This is a genomic window from Streptomyces sp. GL_141 (assembly GCF_057834385.1).
Genome location: NZ_CM174402.1, coordinates 2,618,436 through 2,634,024, shown reverse-complemented (window position 1 = coordinate 2,634,024; position 15,589 = coordinate 2,618,436). Strand labels below are relative to the sequence as shown.

Below are 15,589 nucleotides of genomic sequence, written 5' to 3'. Positions count from 1 at the left end.
TCAAATACTTTGTGATACCGTTCACTAAACCCGGCGACAGAGTCGAAGGACCGTAGTGCGACGGTCCATTGGCCCGAGGTTCCCTCTCGGACCGGGCTTACGCTCGTCCTGTACGAGTCCCTGTGCCCCCACCACCACGCGGAGCAAACCGCCATGCGGTCAGATGACGTCCGATCCCTCCTGCAATCCGCCGTTCCCACGGCCGTCGCCGGCGCTCTCGCCGCCGTCATCAGTGGGATCGTCGCCGGTGGCAAGGGGGCCGTGGGCGCCGTCGTCGCGACGGTCGTGGTGATGCTGTTCATGGGCATCGGATTCCTCGTACTGCAGCGCACGGCGAAATCGCTTCCGCACCTGTTCCAGGCCATGGGGCTCATGCTCTACACGGCCCAGATCCTGTTGCTCTTCGTCTTTCTCGCCGTGTTCAAGAACACGACGCTGTTCAACCCCAAGGCCTTCGCGATCACGCTCGTCGCCACCACCCTCGTGTGGATCGGCGCACAGGCGCGTGCTCATATGAAGGCCAAGATCCTCTACGTCGAACCGGATTCGATGAAGGGCGACAAGCCCGGAAATTCGGGTCAGAAGTCGTGAGGGGTAGGGGCGGAATAAGTGCGCGTTCGGGATGCTGCTATCGTCCGGTTTCAACTGCGGCATTGCGGGCGCGGGCATCTGAGCTGACGCCTGTTCCATCGCGAGGCTCGATGCCTGACTGTCGCCCCACCATCCGTAATACCTGTCCAGTGCCGAACCGCGGCTGCACGCCGCGCCGACACAACGAGGTTGCCGTACCTATGCGCCACGCTGAAGGAGCCCTGCGGTGAGTGCTGCTGACATGACGCTCGCCTTCGAATTGAACTGTCATTTCGAAGACGGGACTGGCTGCGGCTTCCCGGGCCCGACCCTGTACTCGTTCCTGTTCGAGCCGCTCTTCGGTGACGGCGACAGCAACCTGTACTTCAACAAGACGATGCTGCTCGCCCTGCTGGGCTCGATCATCATCGTCGGCTTCTTCTGGGCCGCGTTCCGGAAGCCGAAGGTCGTCCCGGGCAAGCTGCAGATGGTCGCCGAAGCGGGCTACGACTTCGTACGCCGCGGCATCGTCTACGAGACGCTCGGTAAGAAGGAAGGCGAGAAGTACGTCCCCTTCATGGTCGCGACGTTCTTCTTCGTCTGGATCATGAACCTGTGGTCGATCGTGCCGCTCGCCCAGTTCCCGGTGACCGCCGTCATCGCGTACCCGGCCGGCCTCGCCCTCATCATCTACGTGATGTGGATGTCGGTGACCTTCAAGCGCCACGGTTTCGTGGGCGGCTTCAAGAACCTGACCGGCTACGACAAGTCGCTCGGCCCGGTTCTGCCGCTGGTCATGGTGATCGAGTTCTTCTCGAACGTCCTGGTCCGCCCGTTCACCCACGCGGTCCGACTCTTCGCGAACATGTTCGCTGGTCACACCCTGCTGCTGCTGTTCACCATCGCCAGCTGGTACCTGCTGAACGGGATCGGCATCGCTTACGCGGGCGTCTCGTTCGTCATGGTCATCGTGATGACCGCGTTCGAACTCTTCATCCAGGCTGTCCAGGCGTACGTCTTCGTCCTCCTGGCCTGCAGCTTCCTGCAGGGCGCGCTCGCCGAGCACCACTGAGCGACTGCTCGCTCCTGCAATCCCCCCGAATCGTCCGGTGGCCAACCCCCACCGGTCCATGAAAGAGAAGGAAGAACTGGCATGTCCCAGATCCTCGCTGCCACCGAAGGCGTCACCGGCTCGCTCAGCTCTGTCGGCTACGGTCTCGCGGCCATCGGCCCGGGCGTCGGCGTCGGCATCATCTTCGGTAACGGCACCCAGGCTCTTGCCCGTCAGCCCGAGGCTGCCGGTCTGATCCGCGCCAACCAGATCCTCGGCTTCGCCTTCTGTGAGGCGCTCGCCCTCATCGGTCTGGTCATGCCGTTCGTCTACTAAGACGAACCCAACGACTAGTCCGAATCGACGAAAGGCACTGATGTGAACCTCCTGGTTCTCGCGGCCGAGGAGCCGAACAGCCCCCTCGTTCCGCCGATCCCCGAGCTCGTCATCGGTCTGATCGCCTTCGTCATCGTCTTCGGTTTCCTTGCGAAGAAGCTCCTCCCGAACATCAACAAGGTTCTGGACGAGCGCCGCGAGGCCATCGAAGGCGGTATCGAAAAGGCTGAGGCCGCTCAGACCGAGGCTCAGAGCGTTCTGGAGCAGTACAAGGCCCAGCTCGCCGAAGCCCGGCACGAGGCCGCTCGCCTGCGCCAGGATGCTCTGGAGCAGGGCACTGCGCTGAAGGAAGAACTTCGCGCAGAGGGCCAGCGGCAGCGTGAGGAGATCATCGCTGCCGGTCACGCCCAGATCGCGGCTGACCGCAAGGCCGCCTCTTCCGCCCTCCGTCAGGACGTCGGCAAGCTGGCGACCGACCTGGCCGGAAAGCTTGTCGGCGAGTCCCTCGAGGACCACGCCCGGCAGAGCCGCACGATCGACCGTTTCCTCAGCGAGCTTGAGGAGAAGGCCGAGGCCGCCCGATGAACGGAGCGAGCCGCGACGCGCTGGCCACCGCCCGCGAGCGTCTCGACGCGCTGACGGACAACACGTCCGTCGATGCGGCGAAGCTCGCCGGCGAGCTGGCGGCCGTCACCGCGCTGCTCGACCGTGAGGTCTCGCTGCGTCGGGTCATCACGGACCCGGCGCAGTCCGGCGAGGCCAAGGCCGAGCTGGCCGGTCGTCTGCTCGGCGGCCAGGTGGGCGGGGAAACCCTCGACCTGGTGTCCGGCATGGTCCGGTCCCGCTGGTCGCAGTCCCGTGACCTGGTGGATTCGCTCGAGGTCCTGGCGGCCACCGCCGACCTCACGGCGGCCCAGGCCGCCGGCGGCCTCGACGACGTCGAGGACGAGCTGTTCCGCTTCGGCCGGATCGTCACCTCGAACACCGAGCTGCGCGCAGCACTGACCGACCGGTCGGCCACCGCCGCCGCCAAGAGCCAGCTGCTCCGCAGCCTGCTCGGCGGCAAGGCGAACGCCGTCACCGAGCGGCTGGTCACGCGTCTCGTCACGCACCCGCGTGGACGTAGCCTGGAAGCGGGCCTCGAGTCCCTTTCGAAGGTCGCCGCCGAGCGTCGTGGCCGCATGGTCGCCACCGTGACCACCGCGGTTCCGCTCAGCGACGTCCAGAAGCAGCGTCTCGGCGCGGTGCTGGCCAAGCTGTACGGCCGCCCGATGCACCTGAACCTCGACGTGGACCCCACGGTCCTCGGCGGGATCTCGGTGCGGGTCGGCGACGAGGTCATCGACGGCACCATCGCGGACCGCATCGCCGAGGCGTCGCGCCGCATGGCCGGCTGACCAGCCACAAATTAGTACGAAGCATTCCTAGCGGCCCGGTTGGGCCGTGCAGAACTTGCAGAAGATTCCTGGGGGTCGCCCCCAGACCCCTAAGAAGCTTCAGGCCCAACAAGGAGAGCAGGGAACCCAGATGGCGGAGCTCACGATCCGGCCGGAGGAGATCCGGGACGCACTGGAGAACTTTGTCCAGTCGTACCAGCCGGACGCGGCCTCGCGCGAGGAGGTCGGGACGGTCAGCGTTGCCGGCGACGGCATCGCGAAGGTGGAGGGCCTGCCCTCCGCCATGGCGAACGAGCTGCTGAAGTTCGAGGACGGAACCCTTGGTCTCGCCCTGAACCTCGACGAGCGCGAGATCGGCGCCGTCGTACTCGGCGAGTTCAGCGGTATCGAGGAGGGCCAGCCGGTGCAGCGCACCGGTGAGGTGCTCTCCGTCGGCGTCGGCGAGGGTTACCTCGGCCGCGTTGTCGACCCGCTCGGCAACCCGATCGACGGCCTCGGCGAGATTGCGACCGAGGGCCGCCGCGCCCTCGAGCTGCAGGCCCCCGGCGTCATGGTCCGCAAGTCGGTCCACGAGCCGATGCAGACCGGCTACAAGGCCATCGACGCGATGGTGCCGGTCGGCCGTGGTCAGCGTCAGCTGATCATCGGTGACCGTCAGACCGGCAAGACCGCTCTGGCCGTCGACACGATCATCAACCAGCGCGACAACTGGCGCTCGGGCGACGTGAACAAGCAGGTTCGCTGCATCTACGTCGCCATCGGCCAGAAGGGCTCGACCATCGCGTCCGTTCGCGGCGCCCTGGAAGACGCCGGTGCGCTCGAGTACACGACGATCGTCGCCGCCCCGGCGTCCGACCCGGCCGGCTTCAAGTACCTGGCGCCGTACACCGGTTCGGCCATCGGCCAGCACTGGATGTACGCCGGCAAGCACGTCCTGATCATCTTCGACGATCTGTCGAAGCAGGCCGACGCCTACCGCGCCGTGTCGCTGCTGCTGCGCCGTCCGCCGGGCCGCGAGGCCTACCCGGGCGACGTCTTCTACTTGCACTCCCGTCTGCTGGAGCGCTGCGCCAAGCTCTCCGACGACATGGGTGCCGGTTCGATGACCGGTCTGCCGATCGTCGAGACCAAGGCGAACGACGTGTCGGCGTTCATCCCGACCAACGTCATCTCCATCACCGACGGCCAGTGCTTCCTTGAGTCCGACCTGTTCAACGCGGGCCAGCGCCCGGCGCTGAACGTCGGTATCTCGGTCTCCCGCGTCGGTGGCTCGGCCCAGCACAAGGCCATGAAGCAGGTTTCCGGCCGTCTGCGCCTGGACCTCGCCCAGTACCGTGAGCTGGAGGCGTTCGCCGCCTTCGGTTCCGACCTGGACGCCGCCTCGAAGGCCTCGCTGGAGCGCGGCAAGCGTCTGGTGGAGCTGCTGAAGCAGGGCCAGTACCAGCCGATGCCCGTCGAGGAGCAGGTCGTCTCCGTCTGGGCCGGCACCACCGGCAAGATGGACGACGTCCCGGTCAACGACATCCGTCGCTTCGAGTCGGAGCTGCTGGACCACCTGCGCCTCGAGCGCAAGGAGCTCCTCACCTCCATCGCGGACGGCGGCAAGATGTCGGACGACACCCTGTCCTCCATCGCGGACGCCATTGCCGCCTTCAAGCGGCAGTTCGAGACCTCGGACGGCAAGCTCCTCGGCGAGGACGCGCCGGCCGTCAACGTCTCCAAGTGACGACGGAAGGGACCTGACTCATGGGAGCGCAGCTCCGGGTCTACAAGCGTCGCATCCGTGCCGTCACGGCGACCAAGAAGATCACCAAGGCGATGGAAATGATCGCCGCCTCGCGCATCGTCAAGGCGCAGCGCAAGGTGGCGGCATCGATGCCGTACGCGACCGAGCTCACCCGTGCGGTGACCGCGGTGGCGACCGGTTCGAACACCAAGCACGCCCTGACGACCGAGGTCGAGGCGCCGACGCGTGCCGCGGTCCTGCTCATCACGAGCGACCGCGGTCTGGCCGGCGGCTACTCCTCGAACGCCATCAAGCAGGCGGAGCGGCTCTCCGAGCGGCTGCGCGGCGAGGGCAAGGAGGTCGACACGTACATCGTCGGCCGTAAGGGTGTCGCCTACTACGGGTTCCGCGAGCGCAAGGTCGCGGAGTCGTGGACCGGCTTCACCGACAGCCCGGCCTACGCCGACGCCAAGCGCGTCGCGGCGCCGCTGATCGAGGCCATCCAGACGGTTACGGCCGAGGGCGGCGTCGACGAGCTGCACATCGTCTACACGGAATTCGTGTCGATGATGACGCAGAACGCGGTGGACGGCCGGATGCTGCCGCTCAGCCTTGACAAGGTCGAAGAGGAGACCGGCGCGAAGGGCGAGATCCTTCCGCTGTTCGACTTCGAGCCGTCGGCGGAGGACGTCCTCGACGCCCTCCTGCCGCGCTACGTCGAGAGCCGCATCTACAACGCACTGCTGCAGTCGGCCGCTTCCGAGCACGCCGCCCGCCGCCGCGCGATGAAGTCGGCCACCGACAACGCCGGGGATCTCATCAAGAGCCTCTCCCGGCTTGCCAACGCGGCCCGCCAGGCCGAAATCACCCAGGAAATCAGCGAGATCGTCGGTGGCGCCAGCGCCATGGCAGACGCGACCGCGGGGAGTGACAAGTAATGACGACCACTGTTGAGACGGCCGCCGCCACGGGCCGCGTCGCCCGGGTCATCGGCCCGGTCGTCGACGTGGAGTTCCCCGTCGACGCGATGCCCGAGATCTACAACGCGCTGAAGGTCCAGGTGGCCGACCCGGCCCAGGACGGCGAGCTGAAGACGCTGACCCTGGAAGTCGCCCAGCACCTGGGTGACGGCCTGGTCCGCACCATCTCCATGCAGCCCACCGACGGTCTGGTCCGCCAGGCCACCGTGGTCAACACGGGCGAGGGCATCACCGTCCCCGTCGGTGACTTCACCAAGGGCAAGGTGTTCAACACCCTCGGTGAGGTGCTGAACTACCCGGAGGAGAACGCCAACGTCACCGAGCGCTGGCCGATCCACCGCAAGGCGCCCCGCTTCGACGAGCTCGAGTCGAAGACCGAGATGTTCGAGACCGGCGTCAAGGTCATCGACCTTCTCACCCCGTACGTCAAGGGTGGAAAGATCGGTCTGTTCGGTGGTGCCGGTGTCGGCAAGACCGTTCTGATCCAGGAAATGATCTACCGCGTCGCCAACAACCACGACGGTGTGTCGGTCTTCGCGGGCGTCGGTGAGCGTACCCGTGAGGGCAACGACCTCATCGAGGAAATGGCCGAGTCCGGCGTCATCGACAAGACGGCGCTCGTCTTCGGCCAGATGGACGAGCCCCCGGGCACCCGTCTGCGCGTCGCCCTTGCCGGTCTGACCATGGCGGAGTACTTCCGCGATGTGCAGAAGCAGGACGTGCTCTTCTTCATCGACAACATCTTCCGTTACACCCAGGCCGGTTCGGAGGTGTCGACCCTTCTGGGCCGCATGCCGTCCGCCGTGGGTTACCAGCCGAACCTGGCTGACGAGATGGGTCTGCTGCAGGAGCGCATCACGTCGACCCGCGGTCACTCGATCACCTCGATGCAGGCGATCTACGTCCCCGCGGACGACCTGACCGACCCGGCGCCGGCCACCACCTTCGCCCACCTCGACGCGACGACGGTTCTTTCCCGTCCGATCTCCGAGAAGGGCATCTACCCGGCCGTGGACCCGCTGGACTCGACGTCCCGCATCCTCGACCCGCGGTACATCGCGGCGGACCACTACGCCACGGCGATGCGCGTCAAGGGGATCCTGCAGAAGTACAAGGACCTCCAGGACATCATCGCGATCCTCGGTATCGACGAGCTGGGCGAGGAGGACAAGCTCGTTGTCCACCGTGCCCGTCGTGTCGAGCGCTTCCTGTCGCAGAACACGCACGTCGCCAAGCAGTTCACCGGCGTCGACGGTTCGGACGTTCCGCTCGAGGAGTCCATCGTTGCCTTCAACGCGATCTGCGACGGAGACTACGACCACTTCCCCGAGCAGGCGTTCTTCCTGTGCGGTGGCATTGAGGACCTCAAGGCCAACGCCAAGGAGCTGGGCGTCTCCTGAAGCCGCGCTCATCCGTGAGCACAGCTGAATGACGGAGAGGGGCGGGTGTGTCCCGTCCCTCTCCTCACGCCCATTAGAATTTGACCCAACACCCGGCCATTCCGCCGGGTGGTGACCCGAGGAGCCACCATGGCTGCTGAGCTGCACGTCGAGCTGGTCGCGGCGGACCGGAATGTCTGGTCCGGCGAGGCCACCCTGGTTGTCGCCCGCACCACGTCCGGCGACATCGGCGTCATGCCCGGTCACCAGCCGCTTCTCGGTGTGCTGGAATCGGGCCCGGTGACCATCCGTACCGTCGGGGGCAACACTGTTGTCGCCGCGGTGCACGGCGGATTCATCTCGTTCGCGGACAACAAGTTGTCGCTGCTGGCCGAGATCGCCGAGCTTGCCGACGAGATCGATGTCGAGCGGGCGGAGCGGGCACTGGAGCGCGCGAAGGCGGAGACCGACTCGGTCTCCGAGCGTCGCGCCGATGTCCGGCTGCGCGCGGTTTCGGGGCGCTGAGCCCCGGTACTGGTAAGAGTTTCACACCTCAGCCGCGGCCTGTTCCGGAATTTTCCGGACCGGGTCGCGGCTGAGGCGATGCAGGTCCTCCAGACTCCGTCTGGCAGGAACGCTGTCGTTTTGGGTTCTTCGATGAGCGAGGAGGTCGGTGAAAGATGCTCCTCGCTCTGCTTGTGAGCGGCCTGGTCGTCGTGGCCCTGGTGGTGATCGGGCTGTTTGTGTTCGGTCTGCGCCGCAGGCTGATCCAGCGCTCCGGCGGCACCTTCGACTGCAGCATGCGCTGGGGCGTGTCCGAGGAACCGGACGTCTCCGGCAAGGGCTGGGTGTACGGGGTCGCGCGCTACAGCGGTGACCGCATCGACTGGTTCCGTGTCTTCAGCTACTCCCCGCGGCCGCGCCGGCTGCTGGAGCGGTCCTCCATCGAGGTCATCGCCCGCCGTGCGCCCGAGGGCGAGGAGGAGCTGGCCCTGCTCTCCGACGCCGTCGTACTGTGCTGCGCGCATCGCGGCACCCGCCTGGAGCTGGCGATGAGCGATGACGCGCTGACCGGTTTCCTGGCCTGGCTGGAGGCGGCTCCGCCCGGCCAGCGGGTGAACGTGGCCTGAGGCCCGGCGTCGCCGACCAGCCACCGCCGGACGGAGTCCGGCGCGTGAAAGAAACAGAAGCCGGGGAGACGGGGGCGGACCCGTCTCCCCGGCTTCGTCTTTCACCGGGCCGAGCTGTCAGGGGTTACGAGAGGCCGGCGTGGACCGCGTTGGCCAGTTCGCCGTTGGCGGTGTCGCCGCTGAACTCCCAGTAGAAGGCTCCCTTGAGGCCCTGCTGCTTCGTCCAGGTCATCTTCGAGGCGATGGTGGCGGGGGTGTCGTAGCTCCACCAGTTGCTGCCGCACTTGGCGTACGCCGTGCCCGCGATGGTGCCGGTCGACGGGCAGCTGCTCTTGAGGACCTTGTAGTCCTCGATGCCCTGCTCGTAGGTGCCCGGAGCCGGGCCGGTGGCGGTGCCGCCGGGGGCGGCCTGGGTGACGCCGGTCCAGCCGCGGCCGTAGAAGCCGATGCCGAGGTTGAGCTTCGAGCCGGCGATGCCCTTGCCCTTGAGCTTGGTGATGGCGGCCTCGGAGTTGAAGCCGGCGATCGGGATGCCGGAGTACGAGGTGAGCGGGGAGTGCGGGGCCGTCGGGCCCTGGGCCGCCCACGCGCCGAAGAAGTCGTAGGTCATGACGTTGTAGAAGTCGACGTACTGGGCGGCGCCCGCGTAGTCGGCCGCGTCGAGCTTGCCGCCGTTGGAGCCGTCGGCGGAGATGGCGGCGGTGACCAGGTTGCTGCTGCCGAACTTCGTGCGCAGCGCGGAGAGGACGTTCTTCAGGGAGGCGGCCCCGCTGGTGTCGCAGGACAGGCCGCAGGCGTTCGGGTACTCCCAGTCGATGTCGATGCCGTCGAAGACGTCGGCCCAGCGCGGGTCCTCGACCAGGTCGTAGCAGGACTGGGCGAAGGCGGCCGGGTTCGCGGCGGCCTGACCGAAGCCGCCGGACCAGGTCCAGCCGCCGAAGGAGTAGAGCACCTTGATGTTCGGGTACTTCTTCTTCAGCTGGCGCAGCTGGTTGAAGTTGCCCGCGACCGGCTGGTCCCAGGTGTCGGCGGTGCCGGACACGCTGGAGCCCGCGTCGTAGGTCTTCTGGTAGTCGGCGTAGGCGTCACCGATCGTGCACTTGCCGCCCTGGACGTTGCCGAAGGCGTAGTTGATGTGCGTGATCTTCGCGGCGGTGCCGGAGGTGACCAGGTTCTTCACGTGGTAGTTGCGCTGGTAGACGCCCCAGTTCGTGAAGTAGCCGAGCTTGACCGGGCCGCCCGTCGGCGGGGGATCGACGACTCCGCCGGTGGTGGTCACCGTGAGGGGGCTGGAGGAGGGGCCGGTCTGGTCGATGGTGTCGCGGGCGGTGACCGTGTAGGTGTAGGACGTGCCCTTGGTCAGGCCCGAGTCGGTGTACGACGGGCTGGTGACGGTGGCGATCTTGGCGCCGCCGCGGAACACGTCGTAGTTCTTGATGCCCTTGTCGTCGGTGGCCGCGGCCCAGCCGAGGGTCAGCCCGGTGTCGGTGACGCCGCTGGCCGTGGGGGTGCCGGGGGCGCCGGGCGGGTTGTCGGTGGGAGTGGTGCCGCCGTCGCAGGTGCCGCCGTTGATCTTGCAGCCGCTGGGGGCGCCGGAGCCCGTGCCGTTGAAGCCGAAGCTGACGGTGGCACCCGGGGCGAGGGTGCCGTTCCAGCCGACGTTCTTGCCGGTCCAGTGGGTGCCCGCGCTGGTGACGGTGGCGTCCCAGGCGGAGGTGACGGCGGTGCCGGCCGGGTAGTCCCACTCCACGGTCCAGCTGCTGAGGGTGGTCGTGCCGGTGTTCTTCACCGTCCACTTGCCCTCGAAGCCGGAGCCCCAGTCGGAGACCTTGGTGTACGTCGCGGTGGCCGAGGCGGCCGCCTCGGCGGGACCGGCGATGGCCACCAGTCCCGCGAGGGGCAGGGTGAGGACGGCCAGTGCGGCCGCGACTCTTCGAAACAGCGGTGCGCGTCGTGGGGGTGCTGTGCTCAAGGGTGCTCCTCCGAGGTCCGCAGCGGCCGTGGGGACGGCCGCTGCATGGGGGTGGGACCTGCGCCGCCCGTGAGCGCGCCGTGTGACGTTTTGTCATGGCACGCTCACCACAGTTGTGCGTGAGAGTAGAAAGGTCTGGACCAACCGTCAAGAGGTCCAGACCTCCTGGGGCAACCTCGGATGTATTTCCGGCCGGATCCGGCTAGAGCCCCAACTCCTGGGCCAGTACCGCCGCTTGGACCCGACTGCGCAGTTCCAGTTTGGCCAGCACCCGGCTGACGTGGGTCTTCGCCGTCGCCTCCGCCATCTCCAGGCGCACCGCGATCTCCGCGTTCGACAGACCCTGGCCCAGGCACCCCAGCACCTCCCGCTCGCGCGGGGTCAGCGACTCCACCGTCGCCGGAACGGGGACCCGTACGGGCCGCGGGTCCGCGAACTCCGCGATCAGCCGGCGGGTCACCGCCGGGGCGATCAGGCCCTCCCCGCGCGCGACGGTCCGTACCGCCCCGATCAGCTCCGCCGCGTCCGCGTCCTTCAGCAGGAAGCCCGACGCGCCCGCGCGCAGCGCGCCGAAGACGTACTCGTCCAGGTCGAAGGTGGTGAGCACGAGGACGTCGGCCAACCCCTCCGCGACCACCTGGCGGGTCGCCGAGACCCCGTCCAGGCGCGGCATCTGCACGTCCATGAGCACCAGGTCGGGCCGCAGCTCGCGGGCCAGGCGCACGGCCTCCTCCCCGTCCGCGGCCTCGCCCGCCACCTCGATGTCGCCGGCGCTGCGCAGGATCAGGACCAGCCCGGCCCGTACCGCGCTCTGGTCCTCCGCCACCACGACCCTGATCGTCACGTCCGTACCGCCTCTTCTTCCACGGGCAGCGTCGCCCGGACCCGCCAGACCGCGTCCGCGCGGCCCGCTTCGAATGCCCCGCCCAGCAGTTCCGTCCGCTCGCGCATGCCGATCAGGCCGGCGCCGGAGCCGGGCGCGCGGGGGCCGGGGCGTTCCCCGTAGGGGGAGTCGACCGCGACGCGCAGCGCGCCGCCGCCGGCCCGGCCCCCGTCCGCGGGGCGGTCGCGGGTCAGGCGGACGGTGACCGTGCCCGGAGCGGCGTGCTTGAGGGCGTTGGTCAGCGACTCCTGGACGATCCGGTACGCCGCCAGCTCCACCGGGGCGGGCAGCGGCTCCCCGGACGGCCGGTCGTCGAGGAGTACGAAGTCCAGCCCGCTCGCGGCCCCGTTCGTCCGGGCCTGCTCCAGCAGGGCGTCCAGCCCGTCCAGCGAGGGCGTGGCGACGGCTTCCTGCCCGGCGCCCGCGTCCCGCAGCAGCCCGATCAGGCGGCGCATCTCGGCGAGCCCCTGCACGCTGTTCTCCCGGATCACCCCGAGCGCCTCGCGGCTGGTGGCGGGGGAGTCGATGGAGAGCGCGGCGGTGGAGTGGATGGCGATGGCGGAGAGGTGGTTCGCCACCATGTCGTGCAGTTCGCGGGCCATCCGGGCCCGCTCGGCGACGACCGCCTGCGCCCGGTCCATCTCGGCCAGCAGCGCGGTCTGCTCGGCGCGCAGCCGGGCGGCCACGGCGGCCTCCCGGTGGTTGCGCAGGGTGGCTCCGGTCAGTGCCGGGCCGAAGCTCACGATGCCGGTGACCACGCCGATCAGCAGCGCCTGCGGGGTGCGCAGCCAGGCCACGGCGGCGATGGTGACGGCGACGGTGATCAGGCCGGTCTGGACCGGGAGGCGGCGGGCCATGGCCGGTTTGCCGTAGACCACGGCCGCGTACATCAGGTCGGTGAAGATCAGGACCGTGGCCAGATTTCCCACCGTGAACTGGTCGGCGATCAGCCCCGCGGTGCCGACCGCCAGGGTCACCCGGGGCATGCTGCGGCGCAGCAGCTCCATCGCGCCGAGGACGAGGAGCGGGACCAGGGCCGCCCAGGCCGGGAACAGGTCCCGGGTGGGGGAGCTGTGCACCCCGAGCGACCACAGGAGCAGGCCGGCGGCCACGCTGACCACGGCGAGCAGGACGTCGTCGCGGTGCGGTGGAGGGATCTGGAGGGTCACGGGACCATCCAACAGGCTGCGGCGGGGCCGGGCGTCGCCATCGCGGCTGCTTTTCGGACGGGCCCGTACATCGAAGGATGCAGGCGGCCGCCCCGGCATTCGTCATCGGCGACGAGGAAACGGTGCGAACCGGGCGGGAAGCTGGAGGCATCCCCCCACCGCAGGAACGGAGACTCCCGTGCTCGTCACCCTGATCATCGCCTGTGAAGTCGGCTTCTGGGTCCTGCTGGCCGGCGGCCTGGCCCTGCGCTACCTCGCGAAGATGCCCAAGACCGGCGCGGCCGTCCTGCTGTGCGAGCCGCTCCTGGAGCTGGCACTGCTGGCGGCCACCGCGGTGGACCTGCGCGGCGGCGCCGAACCGGACTGGAAGCACGGGCTCGCCGCGCTGTACCTCGGCTACACCGTCGCCTACGGGCACTACACCGTGCGCTGGCTCGACGGCCACGCCGCGTACCGGCTGGCCGGGGGCCCGAAGCCGGCCGGCGCCGGCTACGGCGCGGCGCGGGCCGTCCACGAGTGGAAGCTCGTCGCGCGGACCGTCATCGCGGCGGCCGTCGCGGCCGGCCTGCTGCAGGCCGCGATCTGGTACGTCGGTGCTTCGGGCGACACCGAGGTGCTGCGCGGCTGGCAGCTCACGGCCCTGCGGGTGGTCGGCATCCACACCCTGATCGCCGTCACCTACACCGTGTGGCCGAAGCGGGCACCGGCCGCATCCGGCCTGCGGGGTTCCGTGGACTAGCGGACCGGTGGACTAGCGGACCGGTGGACGGGTGGACCGGTCCACCGGCCGACCGGGTCCCCGGCTGCGGGCTAGCGCTCGCCGCCGGGGACCCACAGGACGTCGCCGACCTCCTTGTTGGCCGTGCGGGCCAGGATGAAGAGGAGGTCGGAGAGGCGGTTGAGGTAGGTGGCCGTCAGCGGGTTCATGACCTCGCCGTGCGCCTCCAGGGCCGCCCACGTGGAGCGCTCGGCGCGCCGGACCACCGTGCAGGCCTGGTGCAGGAGGGCCGCGCCGGGGGTGCCACCGGGGAGGATGAAGCTGCGGAGCTTCTCCAGCTCGTCGTTGAAGAGGTCGCAGTCGGCCTCCAGCTTGTCCACGTAGAACTGCTCGACGCGCAGCGGCGGGTACTCGGGGTTCTCCACGACCGGGGTGCAGAGGTCGGCGCCCACGTCGAACAGGTCGTTCTGCACACGGATCAGGACCTTCACGACATCGGCGGGCAGCGAACCGAGTGCGATGGCCGTCCCGATGGCCGCGTTGGCCTCGTTGGCGTCGGCGTACGCCGAGATCCGCAGATCGGTCTTGGCCGTGCGGCTCATGTCGCCGAGGGCGGTCGTGCCCTTGTCGCCGGTGCGGGTGTAGATGCGCGTGAGGTTCACCATGCCGCCACCCTAGTGCGGGTCAACTACGGCCCCCTGTCGCACTGCTGGGCCGTCCCGGTGTGATGTCCGTCATCTGAGACGTGACGCGTGTTACTTCGCGGTCACTCCGCCCCTCCCGGACGCTAGTCTCCGCCGGAGAACGAACGAGGCTGTGCCGTATCCGAGGCCGTGTCCTATTTGAAGAACGTGGGGTGTGCAGTGGCTGGGAAGCTTGCCGTCATCGGTGCCGGACTGATGGGTTCCGGAATCGCGCAGGTCTCCGCTCAGGCGGGTTGGGACGTCGTGCTGCGCGATGTCACCGACGCCGCGCTGACGCGTGGCACCGACGGGATCAAGGCCTCGTACGACCGCTTCGTCTCCAAGGGCAAGCTGACGGCCGAGGACGCCGAGGCGGCGCTCGCCCGCATCACCACGACCACCGAGCTGGAAGCGGTCTCCGACGCCGACATCGTCGTCGAGGCCGTCTTCGAGAAGCTCGAGGTCAAGCACGAGATCTTCCGTGCGCTCGACAAGCTCGTGCGCGAGGACGCGATCCTCGCCTCCAACACCTCCGCCATCCCGATCACCAAGATCGCGGCCGTGACGGAGCGTCCGGAGCGGGTCGTCGGCGCGCACTTCTTCTCGCCGGTCCCGATGATGCAGCTGTGCGAGCTCGTGCGCGGCTACAAGACGAGCGACGAAACCCTCGCCACCACCCGGGCGTTCGCCGAGTCGGTCGGCAAGACCTGCATCGTCGTCAACCGCGACGTCGCCGGATTCGTGACGACCCGTCTCATTTCGGCACTGGTCGTCGAAGCGGCGAAACTGTACGAATCGGGCGTCGCGTCGGCCGAGGACATCGACATCGCCTGCAAGCTCGGCTTCGGGCACGCGATGGGCCCGCTGGCCACCGCGGACCTCACCGGCGTCGACATCCTGCTGCACGCCACCAGCAACATCTACACGGAATCCCAGGACGAGAAGTTCGCGCCGCCGGAGCTGATGCGCCGCATGGTCGACGCGGGCGACATCGGCCGCAAGAGCGGTCAGGGCTTCTACAAGCACTGAGCACCAGTTCGAAGGCCTGCACCCCACAGGGTGAATTAGGTATCGGTTCGCTCACGGTCGGCAACTTCCCTGCCCCTGAGGCAGTCAGTTGCAGTGAGAGTTGCCGACCACGGACCAGTCGGACCATAAGCAATCAGTACCGCGCTGCCGGGAGTACACATGCACATCAGGGGCGACCACGCCGAACTCGCTGTCGGGGGTCGCCTCGACGTGCGCAGCGCGGCGGACGCCCGTACGGTCCTGCACACCGCCCTGGACGACGGTCACGGCGACCTCGTGCTGGACCTCACCGGGCTCGACTCCTGGGACGCGACCGGCCTCGGCGTGATCATGGGCGCCCACCGCCGGGCCGGCCGGACCGGCCGGCGGCTCGTCCTGCGCGGCGTCCCGCCGCAGATGCAGCGGCTGCTCGTGGCCACCCGGCTGCACCGGATCCTCGCGATCGAGGGCGGCCTGGAAGCGGAGTCCCTGCCGCGCGCGTGACGCCCGTTACACCGGTGCGCGCGCCGCGTGTGGAGGGCCGCTCCACAGGGCCCGCGCAAACGTAACGGTCCGGTGGTGAAGGC

17 protein-coding genes are annotated in these 15,589 nt (G+C 68.6%); 13 read left to right on the top strand and 4 right to left on the bottom strand.

The genetic code is table 11. From position 1 onward, the window contains the following. The first annotated feature begins 153 nt into the window (after positions 1 to 153). From AC3IX6_RS11060 to AC3IX6_RS11015, 10 genes are all read left to right on the top strand, one after another. Positions 154 to 591, top strand: coding sequence for a Cg1360 family ATP-synthase-associated protein (locus AC3IX6_RS11060; protein WP_266955159.1), 438 nt, complete (start codon positions 154 to 156; stop codon positions 589 to 591). Positions 592 to 832: 241 nt separating this feature from the next. Then, the gene (gene atpB / locus AC3IX6_RS11055) at positions 833 to 1,642 is read left to right on the top strand and encodes a F0F1 ATP synthase subunit A (protein ID WP_489371406.1); all 810 of its coding nucleotides are present in this window, start codon (positions 833 to 835) and stop codon (positions 1,640 to 1,642) included. Positions 1,643 to 1,723: 81 nt separating this feature from the next. Continuing rightward, positions 1,724 to 1,957 (top strand): ATP synthase F0 subunit C, encoded by a 234-nt coding sequence (atpE, locus tag AC3IX6_RS11050; RefSeq protein ID WP_073773063.1) that lies wholly within the window; start codon positions 1,724 to 1,726, stop codon positions 1,955 to 1,957. Positions 1,958 to 1,999: 42 nt separating this feature from the next. Next, positions 2,000 to 2,542, top strand: coding sequence for a F0F1 ATP synthase subunit B (locus AC3IX6_RS11045; RefSeq protein ID WP_403712847.1), 543 nt, complete (start codon positions 2,000 to 2,002; stop codon positions 2,540 to 2,542). Then, a complete protein-coding gene (locus tag AC3IX6_RS11040) occupies positions 2,539 to 3,354 on the top strand; it encodes a F0F1 ATP synthase subunit delta (RefSeq protein ID WP_389435440.1) in 816 nt (271 codons plus the stop codon). Before AC3IX6_RS11045 ends, AC3IX6_RS11040 begins: the two co-directional genes overlap by 4 nt. Before the next feature lie 130 nt (positions 3,355 to 3,484). Beyond that, positions 3,485 to 5,080 carry a F0F1 ATP synthase subunit alpha gene (gene atpA / locus AC3IX6_RS11035; RefSeq protein WP_243336230.1) on the top strand — a complete coding sequence of 532 codons (1,596 nt, stop codon included), beginning with the start codon at positions 3,485 to 3,487 and terminating at the stop codon, positions 5,078 to 5,080. A 20-nt stretch (positions 5,081 to 5,100) separates the two neighbouring features. Then, positions 5,101 to 6,018 (top strand): F0F1 ATP synthase subunit gamma, encoded by a 918-nt coding sequence (locus AC3IX6_RS11030; protein WP_489369979.1) that lies wholly within the window; start codon positions 5,101 to 5,103, stop codon positions 6,016 to 6,018. After that, entirely contained in the window at positions 6,018 to 7,460 is a 1,443-nt protein-coding gene (gene atpD, locus AC3IX6_RS11025; protein ID WP_327254965.1) for a F0F1 ATP synthase subunit beta, read from the top strand. The genes AC3IX6_RS11030 and atpD overlap by 1 nt, the downstream gene beginning before the upstream one ends. A 129-nt stretch (positions 7,461 to 7,589) precedes the next feature. After that, positions 7,590 to 7,964, top strand: coding sequence for a F0F1 ATP synthase subunit epsilon (locus AC3IX6_RS11020; RefSeq protein ID WP_243336233.1), 375 nt, complete (start codon positions 7,590 to 7,592; stop codon positions 7,962 to 7,964). A gap of 155 nt (positions 7,965 to 8,119) precedes the next feature. Further along, positions 8,120 to 8,569, top strand: a complete 450-nt coding sequence (locus AC3IX6_RS11015; protein WP_243336234.1) for a DUF2550 domain-containing protein — start codon at positions 8,120 to 8,122, stop codon at positions 8,567 to 8,569. Positions 8,570 to 8,693: 124 nt separating this feature from the next. On the opposite strand, the gene AC3IX6_RS11010 is transcribed toward AC3IX6_RS11015, so the two are convergent. From AC3IX6_RS11010 to AC3IX6_RS11000, 3 genes are all read right to left on the bottom strand, one after another. Next, positions 8,694 to 10,541, bottom strand: a complete 1,848-nt coding sequence (locus AC3IX6_RS11010; RefSeq protein ID WP_489369978.1) for a glycosyl hydrolase family 18 protein — start codon at positions 10,539 to 10,541, stop codon at positions 8,694 to 8,696. Between the two features lie 202 nt (positions 10,542 to 10,743). Then, positions 10,744 to 11,385 carry a response regulator gene (locus AC3IX6_RS11005; RefSeq protein ID WP_489369977.1) on the bottom strand — a complete coding sequence of 214 codons (642 nt, stop codon included), beginning with the start codon at positions 11,383 to 11,385 and terminating at the stop codon, positions 10,744 to 10,746. Continuing rightward, a complete protein-coding gene (locus AC3IX6_RS11000) occupies positions 11,382 to 12,593 on the bottom strand; it encodes a sensor histidine kinase (protein ID WP_489369976.1) in 1,212 nt (403 codons plus the stop codon). The genes AC3IX6_RS11005 and AC3IX6_RS11000 overlap by 4 nt, the downstream gene beginning before the upstream one ends. A 178-nt stretch (positions 12,594 to 12,771) precedes the next feature. Here AC3IX6_RS11000 and AC3IX6_RS10995 point away from each other — a divergent pair, with 178 nt between their 5' ends. Then, positions 12,772 to 13,332 carry a hypothetical protein gene (locus AC3IX6_RS10995; protein WP_489369975.1) on the top strand — a complete coding sequence of 187 codons (561 nt, stop codon included), beginning with the start codon at positions 12,772 to 12,774 and terminating at the stop codon, positions 13,330 to 13,332. Between the two features lie 71 nt (positions 13,333 to 13,403). Here AC3IX6_RS10995 and AC3IX6_RS10990 read toward each other — a convergent pair whose 3' ends face one another. Next, positions 13,404 to 13,976, bottom strand: a complete 573-nt coding sequence (locus AC3IX6_RS10990) for a cob(I)yrinic acid a,c-diamide adenosyltransferase (protein ID WP_489369974.1) — start codon at positions 13,974 to 13,976, stop codon at positions 13,404 to 13,406. 198 nt (positions 13,977 to 14,174) lie between these two features. On the opposite strand from AC3IX6_RS10990, the gene AC3IX6_RS10985 reads away from it, so the two are divergent. Together AC3IX6_RS10985 and AC3IX6_RS10980 are read left to right on the top strand one after the other, a co-directional pair. Continuing rightward, positions 14,175 to 15,023 carry a 3-hydroxyacyl-CoA dehydrogenase family protein gene (locus tag AC3IX6_RS10985; protein WP_422524746.1) on the top strand — a complete coding sequence of 283 codons (849 nt, stop codon included), beginning with the start codon at positions 14,175 to 14,177 and terminating at the stop codon, positions 15,021 to 15,023. Positions 15,024 to 15,182: 159 nt separating this feature from the next. Further along, positions 15,183 to 15,506, top strand: a complete 324-nt coding sequence (locus AC3IX6_RS10980) for an STAS domain-containing protein (protein WP_243336243.1) — start codon at positions 15,183 to 15,185, stop codon at positions 15,504 to 15,506. Positions 15,507 to 15,589 lie beyond the last annotated feature (83 nt).

Excerpts from the sequence above, each read along its gene's own strand:
- AC3IX6_RS11060 (WP_266955159.1), top strand. The coding sequence starts at position 154 with ATGCGGTCAGATGACGTCCGATCCCTCCTGCAATCCGCCGTTCCCACG.
- atpB (WP_489371406.1), top strand. The coding sequence starts at position 833 with ATGACGCTCGCCTTCGAATTGAACTGTCATTTCGAAGACGGGACTGGC.
- atpE (WP_073773063.1), top strand. The coding sequence starts at position 1,724 with ATGTCCCAGATCCTCGCTGCCACCGAAGGCGTCACCGGCTCGCTCAGC.
- AC3IX6_RS11040 (WP_389435440.1), top strand. The coding sequence starts at position 2,539 with ATGAACGGAGCGAGCCGCGACGCGCTGGCCACCGCCCGCGAGCGTCTC.
- atpA (WP_243336230.1), top strand. The coding sequence starts at position 3,485 with ATGGCGGAGCTCACGATCCGGCCGGAGGAGATCCGGGACGCACTGGAG.
- AC3IX6_RS11030 (WP_489369979.1), top strand. The coding sequence starts at position 5,101 with ATGGGAGCGCAGCTCCGGGTCTACAAGCGTCGCATCCGTGCCGTCACG.
- atpD (WP_327254965.1), top strand. The coding sequence starts at position 6,018 with ATGACGACCACTGTTGAGACGGCCGCCGCCACGGGCCGCGTCGCCCGG.
- AC3IX6_RS11020 (WP_243336233.1), top strand. The coding sequence starts at position 7,590 with ATGGCTGCTGAGCTGCACGTCGAGCTGGTCGCGGCGGACCGGAATGTC.
- AC3IX6_RS11015 (WP_243336234.1), top strand. The coding sequence starts at position 8,120 with ATGCTCCTCGCTCTGCTTGTGAGCGGCCTGGTCGTCGTGGCCCTGGTG.
- AC3IX6_RS10990 (WP_489369974.1), bottom strand. The coding sequence starts at position 13,976 with ATGGTGAACCTCACGCGCATCTACACCCGCACCGGCGACAAGGGCACG.
- AC3IX6_RS10980 (WP_243336243.1), top strand. The coding sequence starts at position 15,183 with ATGCACATCAGGGGCGACCACGCCGAACTCGCTGTCGGGGGTCGCCTC.